Source organism: Enterococcus sp. DIV0660C, assembly GCF_017316125.1.
In the GTDB taxonomy this organism is placed as follows: Bacteria; Bacillota; Bacilli; order Lactobacillales; family Enterococcaceae; genus Enterococcus_B.
This window is the reverse complement of the sequence record NZ_JAFLWA010000047.1, coordinates 1-9,698: the sequence shown is the minus strand read 5'-3', so window position 1 is coordinate 9,698 and position 9,698 is coordinate 1. Positions and strand designations below refer to the sequence as shown.

Annotated in this window: 12 protein-coding genes; all 12 read right to left on the bottom strand. The window is 37.8% G+C overall.

All coding sequences use genetic code 11. The features are described from left to right. Nucleotides 1-17 precede the first annotated feature (17 nt). The 12 genes from recN to DOK81_RS11545 all read right to left on the bottom strand — a co-directional run bounded on the left by recN (nucleotide 18) and on the right by DOK81_RS11545 (nucleotide 9,592). Nucleotides 18-1,703: a DNA repair protein RecN gene (gene recN, locus DOK81_RS11600; protein ID WP_206911042.1), complete on the bottom strand. Its 1,686-nt coding sequence runs from the start codon at nucleotides 1,701-1,703 to the stop codon at nucleotides 18-20. A 16-nt stretch (nucleotides 1,704-1,719) separates the two neighbouring features. Beyond that, the gene (gene argR / locus DOK81_RS11595; protein WP_067480526.1) at nucleotides 1,720-2,169 is read right to left on the bottom strand and encodes an arginine repressor; all 450 of its coding nucleotides are present in this window, start codon (nucleotides 2,167-2,169) and stop codon (nucleotides 1,720-1,722) included. Nucleotides 2,170-2,250: 81 nt separating this feature from the next. Continuing rightward, the gene (locus DOK81_RS11590; protein ID WP_206911041.1) at nucleotides 2,251-3,069 is read right to left on the bottom strand and encodes a TlyA family RNA methyltransferase; all 819 of its coding nucleotides are present in this window, start codon (nucleotides 3,067-3,069) and stop codon (nucleotides 2,251-2,253) included. Nucleotides 3,070-3,077: 8 nt separating this feature from the next. Continuing rightward, nucleotides 3,078-3,968 (bottom strand): polyprenyl synthetase family protein, encoded by an 891-nt coding sequence (locus tag DOK81_RS11585; protein ID WP_206911039.1) that lies wholly within the window; start codon nucleotides 3,966-3,968, stop codon nucleotides 3,078-3,080. After that, on the bottom strand, nucleotides 3,968-4,192 hold the full coding sequence (locus DOK81_RS11580) for an exodeoxyribonuclease VII small subunit (protein WP_206911037.1): 225 nt from the start codon (nucleotides 4,190-4,192) through the stop codon (nucleotides 3,968-3,970). Before DOK81_RS11580 ends, DOK81_RS11585 begins: the two co-directional genes overlap by 1 nt. Before the next feature lie 3 nt (nucleotides 4,193-4,195). Beyond that, nucleotides 4,196-5,536: an exodeoxyribonuclease VII large subunit gene (xseA, locus tag DOK81_RS11575; protein WP_206911036.1), complete on the bottom strand. Its 1,341-nt coding sequence runs from the start codon at nucleotides 5,534-5,536 to the stop codon at nucleotides 4,196-4,198. Beyond that, nucleotides 5,537-6,391: a bifunctional methylenetetrahydrofolate dehydrogenase/methenyltetrahydrofolate cyclohydrolase gene (locus tag DOK81_RS11570; protein ID WP_206911034.1), complete on the bottom strand. Its 855-nt coding sequence runs from the start codon at nucleotides 6,389-6,391 to the stop codon at nucleotides 5,537-5,539. A 94-nt stretch (nucleotides 6,392-6,485) separates the two neighbouring features. Beyond that, nucleotides 6,486-6,935: a transcription antitermination factor NusB gene (nusB, locus tag DOK81_RS11565; RefSeq protein ID WP_206911033.1), complete on the bottom strand. Its 450-nt coding sequence runs from the start codon at nucleotides 6,933-6,935 to the stop codon at nucleotides 6,486-6,488. Continuing rightward, nucleotides 6,928-7,353, bottom strand: a complete 426-nt coding sequence (locus DOK81_RS11560; RefSeq protein WP_206911032.1) for an Asp23/Gls24 family envelope stress response protein — start codon at nucleotides 7,351-7,353, stop codon at nucleotides 6,928-6,930. The genes nusB and DOK81_RS11560 overlap by 8 nt, the downstream gene beginning before the upstream one ends. 18 nt (nucleotides 7,354-7,371) lie before the next feature. After that, complete coding sequence (efp, locus tag DOK81_RS11555; RefSeq protein WP_206911031.1) at nucleotides 7,372-7,929, bottom strand: elongation factor P; 558 nt, start codon at nucleotides 7,927-7,929, stop codon at nucleotides 7,372-7,374. Nucleotides 7,930-8,086: 157 nt separating this feature from the next. After that, on the bottom strand, nucleotides 8,087-9,151 hold the full coding sequence (locus DOK81_RS11550) for a Xaa-Pro peptidase family protein (RefSeq protein ID WP_206911030.1): 1,065 nt from the start codon (nucleotides 9,149-9,151) through the stop codon (nucleotides 8,087-8,089). Nucleotides 9,152-9,346: 195 nt separating this feature from the next. Beyond that, nucleotides 9,347-9,592 carry a GlsB/YeaQ/YmgE family stress response membrane protein gene (locus DOK81_RS11545; protein ID WP_067480496.1) on the bottom strand — a complete coding sequence of 82 codons (246 nt, stop codon included), beginning with the start codon at nucleotides 9,590-9,592 and terminating at the stop codon, nucleotides 9,347-9,349. Nucleotides 9,593-9,698: the final 106 nt, after the last annotated feature.

The window sequence follows — 9,698 nt, the reverse complement described above, 5'->3', positions numbered from 1 at the left end:
AGATAGCCAATGCTTTTTTAATTGTGATTTTTTTTTGCCATTTTCAATAACTCTTTCGCATGCTCAATCGTTAATGGCGTAATTTCACTTCCAGCTAACATCCGAGCAATTTCTTCAATCCTTTGTGGTTCAGCAAGCTCTGAAACTGAAGTTTGTGTTCGACCCGCAATAACATCTTTCACAATGTAGTATTGGTAATCCGCAACTGCGGCAACTTGTGGAAGATGTGTGATACACAAAACTTGAGAGTACTTTGATATTTGGGCAATTTTATCTGCAATTGCTTGCGCAACTCGACCACTGACGCCAGTATCCACTTCGTCAAAAATAATACTTGTCACACCTTGCTCCGAAGAAAAAATCGTTTTTAACGCTAATAGCATTCGCGATAATTCTCCTCCAGAAGCAACTTTTACTAAAGGTTTTAATGGTTCACCAGGATTTGTCGTTATGTAAAATTCAACTTGATCAAATCCATTTTGGTCAAAAATTGTTTCTTCTTGTGTAAAACGAACTTCAAATTCTGTGTTTTCCATGTACAATCCTTTTAATTCTTGTAAAATTGACGCCTCAAGTTCTTTAGCAATTTTTTGTCGTTGCTCACGCAGAATCATCGCTTGCTGATGAAGTTCTGTTGTCTTTTCTTCGAGTTCTTTTTTCATTTTCTCTAACTGACCCTCAGAAAAATCAGAGTCACCTAACTCTTTGGTAATTTCCTCATAGTAAGACAAGATAGCTTCAATCGACTCGCCATATTTTCGTTTCAATTGACGGATTACTTCTAATCGTTGATTTACCTCTTCCAAACGATTGTCATCAAGTTCCAAATGATCAATTTGGCGACTCATATCTCCTACTGCATCTTGTAACAGATAGTAAGCATTTTGAATATTATCAAAAATCGCTTCATACTCTGGATCTAAATGCGCAATCCCCTGCATTTCTGAAACCGCTCGTCCAATACCGTCAACGCTACTTTGCTCACCATTATCTAGCGCACTATATCCAGCGTTCAAGCTATCTACGATTTTCTGATAATTACTTAATTTGTCACGCTCTTCAACCAATCGCTCTTCTTCACCTAATTGAAGTTTAGCTGCTGCAATCTCTTCTTGCTGAAAGTGAAGCATGTCCATCCGTTGAACAAAAGACTTCTCATTTTGTTGAACTTTACGAACTTTTGCTTCTAACGTTCGATAATTTCGATATAATTTTTGATATAATTTTTTCTTTTGTTGGAAAGCGGCATCACCAAACTGATCCAGTAAGATTAGATGTGATTCAGGTTGCAACAATTCCTGATGTTCATTTTGTCCTTGAATATCAACTAAAAAAGCACCAATTCGTCGCAAATTCGCCAAAGTCACAATGTGTCCATTGACACGACAAATATTTTTTCCTGTCAATGCCATATCTCGTCGAACAATTAAGTTATCCTCATCTGATTCAATTCCTAACTCTTCCATTAGATCAGAAAAACCTGGCTGTTTAGGTAACTCGAACAGTCCTTCAAGAATACACTTGTCTGCGCCCTGACGAATATAATCACTTGAACCACGACCACCTGCTAGTAATCCTAAAGCATCAATAATGATTGATTTTCCAGCTCCCGTTTCACCAGTCAGTGCCGTCATCCCTTCGTGAAAAGACAATTGCAACTCCGGAATAATTGCAAAGTTGGTAATACTAATTTCTTGTAACACAGCAATCACCCCTTAATTACAAGTAATGTAAGAAATCTTTTTTTAATGAGACTGCATCTTCTTCTGTACGTGTAATCATCAAAACATTGTCATCATCATTGATAATCGAAAACAGTTCCTTCTTGTAACATTTATCAATTAGATTCGCTGCTGCAGAAGCATTTCCAGGTAAAGTTTTCAAAATAACAAATTTTTCCATTTGATCCACTGCGACAAAAGCATCTTTTAAAATTTTTTCTAATTTTGTTTGAACATCTTCGCTTGTTTCTGCTGGCAAACTATACCGGTAGCCACCATCAGAAGCGGGAACTTTAATCAACTTTAGTTCTTTAATATCCCGAGAAATTGTGGCTTGAGTTACAGAAATTCCTTTGTTTTTCAAAATTTCGACAAACTCTTCTTGTTTCCGGATATCACGCTCGCTCAATAATCGAGTAATCAAACGGTGTCGATCTTTTTTTCTCATTGCTTTTCGCTCCTTAGCTCATTCTTCTTGTTAATGATAGCTTATTTTTTCGGCTTAAGAAAGAAGAAATCTGCAAACCGCTTACTTTTGTTCAAATTGTTCATGCGCATTGGTGACAACTGCTGAAATATCAATTGTCGGGCTCATAGTTCCTTTACCAGAAACTTTTTGGAGATGTGCTAGAAATTCAATATTTCCTTCGCCACCTGTAATTGGTGAAAAACTCAATTCTAAGACATCATAGCCACTCTCCATTGCAAAAGCTAAGATATCTTCTATTACTTTTTGATGTGTCTGAGCATTCCGGACGATCCCATTTTTCCCTACTGCTTCTCTCCCAGCTTCAAATTGAGGTTTGATCAACGTAACTACTTCCCCGTGATCTGCCAAAATCGCATGTAACGGTGGCAACATTAGTTTGAGTGAAATAAAAGATACATCAATCACTGCTACCTCTGGTACACCTTGTTCGAAGTCTTCTGGTTTTGAATAGCGGAAGTTAACACGTTCCATCACAACTACTCGTGGATCTTGACGAATTTTCCAAGCAAGTTGATTGTAGCCAACATCTAAGGCATAGCTCATCTTTGCCCCGTTTTGTAACGCTGCATCAGTGAATCCTCCTGTAGAAGCACCAATATCTAATAACACTTTATCTTGAACAGTCAGGTCAAAAACTTTTAACGCTTTTTCTAGCTTAAGGCCCCCACGAGAAACATAGGGCAATTTTTTCCCCTTGATTTTCAGTTCATTCGTTACAGGAATCTTTTCCCCCGGTTTGTCAAAACGTTCATTTTTTTCGTTATAAATCAAACCAGCCATAACCGAGCGTTTTGCTTGTTCTCTGGTTTCAAATAGTCCTTGTTTAACGGCTAAAACGTCTACACGTTCTTTTTCCATTTTTTTCCTCATTTCTCTATATCAAATTGTTTGATTAATTGACGTAGCAGATCCCCCTCAAACACTAAAACATCTTTTTCCAACTGTGTAACTAATTCCTTTGCTTGTTGGATTTCGTTTGCCAAAGCTTCATACGTTTTTTCAATTCCTAACAAACGTGGATACGTATTTTTTCCTTCTTGCGCATCCTTGCCAGCAGTTTTACCTAATTTTTCGGTTGTGCTCACCACATCTAATAAATCATCCCGTATTTGAAAAGCAAGGCCAAGATGTCCAGCCAATTTTTGTAAACAAAGTAGAACTTCTTCAGGTTGATTGGCTAAAACACCACCTGCTAACAACGCATAACGAATCAAACGACCCGTTTTTCGTTCATGGACAAAGGCAAGTTCGTCTATAGTCAATTCTTGCTTTTCACCTAAAATATCTGCCGTTTGTCCAGCAACCATTCCTTGAGCTCCACTACTACTTGCCAATTGTTGAATAAGCAATAATTTTTTCGAAGGTTCTAGTTGTGTCAAACTAATCAATTGAAAGGCACCCGTCAACAGGCCATCGCCAGCCAAAATAGCAATTGCTTCACCAAAAATTTTATGGTTTGTTGGTTTTCCTCTACGTAGATCATCATTATCCATTGCAGGTAGATCATCATGGATCAATGAATACGTATGGACCATTTCAAGAGCACCTGCTACTTGATACATCGGAGTGGTCAATGTTTCGCCAAAAGAATTTATTGCTGCTAAAAGCAGTAATGGTCTAATTCGCTTCCCACCAGCATTAATCGAATAAAGCATACTTTCTTTCAGCGTTTCATCACTTGTATATTCCATTAAAAATTGGGTGATTTCTTGTTCAACTATCGGCAAATTAGTTGCTGTAAATTTGGTTAATTGCATCAAGCTTCCTCGCTCTCACCAAAAACGACTTCTTCCTCTGTTTCAGTCATCATTTTAGTCAAAGTTTCTTCTGCTTTTGCTAATGTATCTTGACATTGCTTACTTAGCTCCATCCCGCGTTTAAATGCATCCAATGCTTTTTCCAGTGGGACATCGCCTTGTTCTAATTGTACGACGATTTTTTCTAATTCTTGCAATGATTCTTCAAATGTTGGATTTTCCATCGGTTATTCTCCTTCTTCGATTTCTTGGACTTTTGTAATAACTCGCCCATCTTGATAGTGAACAGTCAGTAGTTCTCCTTGTTGGACCTCTGTCACACTCTTAGCTACTTGATTAGTAGGTAATGTCGTATAGCTATACCCTCGCCCCATGATTTTCAGCGGACTTAGTAAATCAAGTGATTGAACAGCTGTTTGAAAATGATTTTTTTGTTGTTGCATATATTGTTCCATTTTTTCTTTCAAACGTTGCTGTAGATAATCTGTTTCTTGTTTAGCTGTTTTTATCCGATAATCAGGAGCTACCTGTTCGAGTTGGTGATTAAGAGAAATAACTTGCTTTTCCTTTTCATAATACACTTGTTGTGCAGCTTGTTGTAAACGTTGCTTGAAGTGGTCTAACTTAATCGTTTGTCCCTCATATAGTCGTTCTGGTTGCCTGAAGACATAAGACTGCTTCAAATGTTCAAAACGTTGTTGCTTCGTTTGGATTTGACGCGAAAAAGCCTGCTCTAAACGGGCTTGGCGTTCATTGATTTTCAACAAAACTTCTGATAATACCGGCACCGCTAATTCAGCCGCTGCCGTTGGTGTGGCAGCACGCACATCCGCAACTAAGTCAGCAATTGTTGTGTCTGTTTCGTGTCCGACAGAAGAGATAATTGGCGTATTTGCCGCATAGATTGCCCTAGCAACCCGTTCTTCATTAAAAGGCCAAAGATCTTCAATTGATCCCCCGCCCCGGCCAATAATCATCGTATCAAAATTTCCCAGAGCTTCCACTCGTCCAATATTTTTCACCACATCGTCTGCTGCTTGGTTTCCTTGAACCACAGTAGGAAACAATACTAACTGAGCAATTGGATAACGCCTCTTTACCGTCGTAATGATATCTCGAATAACTGCACCACTAGGACTAGTTAGAACAGCAATTCGTTTAGGAAAACGCGGTAATGGTTTTTTTGGTCCTTGGAACAGACCTTCTTTCATCAACTTATCTTTTCTTTCTTCTAACGCTTGATACAACGCACCGATACCATCTGGTTCCATATGCTCCACATAGATTTGATAAGAGCCACCAGCTTCATAAAGTGAAATTCGACCGACAACGAGAACTTTCATTCCTTCCTTTGGTTGAAATTTCAGTTTTTGAAACGCGCCTTTAAACATAATTGCCGAGATTTTTGCATGATCGTCTTTCAAGCTGAAGTATTGATGTGCGTTTGCCCGCAAGCGAAAGTTAGAAATTTCACCAGTCAGATATACTCGTTCCAAATAAGGATCTAAATCAAACTTTCTTTTTAGATATTTAGTCAACGAGGTTACTGTTAAATATTCTTGTGCCATTTATTCACCTGCTCCAAAAGCTTCGGCAGACTTAACTGTTTGATACATCAGCATCGTAATCGTCATGGGACCAACACCTCGAGGTACTGGCGTGATATAGCTTGCTAACGGCTCAACTTCATCAAATTTGACATCTCCAATTAGCTTGCCTGCTTCATTTCGATTCATCCCAACATCAATCACTACTGCCCCAGGTTTAATAAATTCTTTTGTTACAAAATGACCGCGTCCAATCGCAACAACTAAAATATCCGCTTCGCGAGCAAGCGCTGGTAAGTCTTTTGTTTTTGAATGCGCAATGGTGACTGTCGCATCTGCCATCAATAATAGCTGTCCCATTGGCTTACCAACAATATTGCTGCGCCCAATCACTACTGCACGCTTTCCAGCAGGATCAATTGAATAAGCTTCAAACATTTTCATGATCCCATATGGTGTGCAGGGGATCATATCTGGATCACCAGCAAATAAACGTCCAAGGTTCATCGGATGGAAGCCATCGACATCTTTTTCAGGTTGGATTGCCAATAATACTTTTTCTTCGTTGATATGTTTTGGTAAAGGTAATTGTACTAAGATTCCATGGAACAATGGATCTTGATTATATTTTTCAATTTCTAAAAGTAATTCTTCTTCAGAAATGGTTTCTGGATAACGTTCTACTTTTGAGTGGATACCAATTTCTTTTGCAACACGTTCTTTATTTCGAACATAAACTTGACTCGCTTGGTTTTCTCCCACTAATAAAACGACTAGGCCAGGATGGATACCAACTTCATTGAGTTCATGCACTTTTTCGGCAATTTCTGTTTGCATTTTTTCTGCTAATTCTTTTCCATTGATTGTGACTGCCATATAACCACTCCCTGAACTTTTTGTCTTTTTATTCTACCATATAATTTGATTACCCAATAACAATGATTTTTATTTCTCAAAAAAAAGCTAGGGCCTATGCCCCAGCTTCCATTTCATTTAAAATATTGGATAATACGCCGTTTACAAATTTACGTGAACGATCGTCACTAAATGTTTTCGTTAACTCTATTGCTTCATTTAAGGCAACTGGAGCAGGCACATCTGTCACATATTTCATTTCAAAAATTGCAATACGCAAAATCACTAAATCCATTTTTGAAATTCGATTGATACGCCAATTATTTTTCAAATGTTTTTCAATCGTTTGATCTAATTCATCTTTCTTCGCACACACACCACCAACTAGTGTGTCCAGATAAACCGGAACAAACTCCGATTCTTCTTCATTGATCAAGTCACGCTGATCTAACTCAATGGCATGCATGATTGCGTCTTCTTTTGTTAAATCTGCATTGAAATCTAGTGGAAACAGTGCTTGCAACGCCATTTCACGAATCTTATGTCTCGATATTTCTTTATTCATTTTCGTCCTCATCGTCTTCAAAAAGTTCTTCCAGTACGGGTTGTTCTAATTTTTCAGGTACCACTGCTACCACGTGAACATTCACTTCAGCTAAAGCAATGTCTGTCATAAATAAAACTTGTTGGACTACACGCTCTTGCATATCCATCGCTACTTTAGGAACAGATACTCCATATTCTAAATAGCAATAAATATCCACTTTCAAGCCATCTTCTTCATTTGCAAGATAGACACCTTTACCATGAGCTGCACGACCTAATAATTCAGTCACATTGCTAGCAAAAGTACCACGCATGCCATAGACACCTTCTACTTTAGATGCTGCAATCCCAATAATTACTTCAATTACTTCAGGAGCAATAACAATTTCTCCTAAGTCTTGATTTGCGTTTAAGACAAGATTTTTTTCATCTGCCATTTTTCTTCCTCCTTTTACCTAAGCACGAGATACATATGAACCGTCTCCGGTATTAACAATCAGTTTATCTCCTTGGTTCACAAAGAAAGGTACATTAACCGTTAACCCAGTTTCCATAATTGCTGGCTTCGTCCCACCAGAAGATGTGTCTCCCTTGATGTTTGGATCTGTTTCAGCAACCTCAAGGATAACTGTATTGGGTAACTCAAGACCTAAAATTTCTGCGTCGTACATGATAATGTTAACTTCCATATTTTCCAAAATATACTTCAATTCATCTTTAATCTGTTCTTCAGGAATTTCAATTTGTTCATAAGTTTCTAAATCCATGAACACATGGCTTCCTGCACTTTCATAAAGATATTGCATTTTTCGATTGCTGATTTGAGCCTTTGCTACTTTTTCACCAGCACGAAAAGTTTTTTCCTGTACGCCGCCTGTACGCAAGTTTTTTAATTTTGAACGAACAAATGCAGCGCCTTTTCCTGGTTTGACATGTTGGAACTCAATTACCCGCCAAATTCCACCATCCACTTCAATTGTTAATCCTGTTTTGAAATCATTTACAGAAATCATAAATAGCCTCCTAATTCTTTACGGAGAAAAACTCCCAGCTCTGCTATCTTCTACATGCGTAAAAGTCCTTCTATAGTGTATCACTAAATCTAGCTATTTTCTATAACAAAAGTCAGTGCGTTAAACAGGAAAAGAAATTTTTAAACATCAGGTGAAACTATAGAATAATCAATTCCTTTGGTGAATGAGTCAACACTCGGTTCCCCTCTTTTGTGATTAGCAAATCATCTTCGATCCGCACGCCACCAATTCCTGGTAAGTAAATTCCTGGTTCATCTGTGATGACATTTCCAGGAACAAATTGTTTTTCTGCCCGAGCAGAAACATTCGGACCTTCATGGATTTCTAACCCGATACCATGACCAGTTGAATGACCAAACGCTTCGCCGTATCCTTGTTTTGTAATGTAGTCACGAGCTACTGCATCTAATTGGATTCCTGTTAATCCAGGTTTAGCTGCATCTAAGACTGCTAACTGTGCATCTAGTACGATTTGATAGATTTCTTTTAATTTCTCGCCAGGATCACCAATGGCAAATGTTCGAGTCATATCAGAAACATACCCTTGATAATAACAACCAAAGTCTAGTGTGATCAAGTCACCTTGTTCAATTACTTTGTCACTTGCTACACCATGAGGCATAGCTGAGCGCAAACCACTAGCAACAATCGTATCAAAGGAAACACTTGTTGCACCTAACGAACGCATGTAGAAATCCACTTGATTTGCTACTTCGATTTCAGTCATTCCCGGGCGAATCATCTTTAGAATATGATCATAAGCCATATCGGCAATGCTACATGCTTTTTCAATGATTGAGATTTCTTCTTCATCTTTTACTTCACGTAATTCTTCAATCATTCCACTAACTGGAATCAATTCTGCATTGATAATTTCTTCTAACACTGAGTATTCTAGGAAAGATACCGTTGTTTCTTCAAACGCTAAAGCATTTAGGTTTTCTCTCTTTACTAAATCAGCCACTTCATCAAAAATCGGGCCAACATTTTTTATGATTTCAAAGCCTTGTGCTTGGCTAGCAGCTTGTTCTGTGTAACGAAAATCTGTAATAAAGAACGCTTTGTCCAATGTGATAACTGCTAAACCAGTAGTGCCTGTGAAATTGGTCAAGTAACGAAGGTTATAGGGACTTGTAACTAAAAATGAATCTAAATTTTCTGCTTGCATTTTTTTGCGGAGTTTTTCAACACGTACCATCATCAATAAAATCCTTCTTTCTTTACTTTCTTTTTTCTATTATAGCAAATTATTATTGTTTCTCGTACGAATATGAATGAAAAAAATTTGTTAACTTTCTTTCCCTAAGAAAAAGAAAAAAGAACTTGCTTAGCAAATGCTAGACAAATTCTTTTGCAACAAAAAGTAATCACTTACTTGCTTTGTTTATTTAAAAGCTTATGCTTTTTTTCCAAAGAAAAATGAAACAACTGCAACTAAAATAACTGCACCTAAAATTGAAGGTACAATCGCCATACCCGCAGCGCTTGGTCCCCAATCGCCAAAAATCGCTTGACCAATGCTTGAACCAATCAATCCTGCGATGATATTTGTAATGCAGCCCATTGAATTTCCTCTGTTTGTGATGGCGCCCGCAATTGCTCCAATGATTGCGCCAACGATCAATGTCCATAACCAACCCATAATCTAACCTCCTTCTTTACAAAATAATTTTATCATACTGATTTTCTTACAAGCAAATGATTGGATTTTACTGTGCAGATGATAGCAAAAAAACGAGTGATTTTTC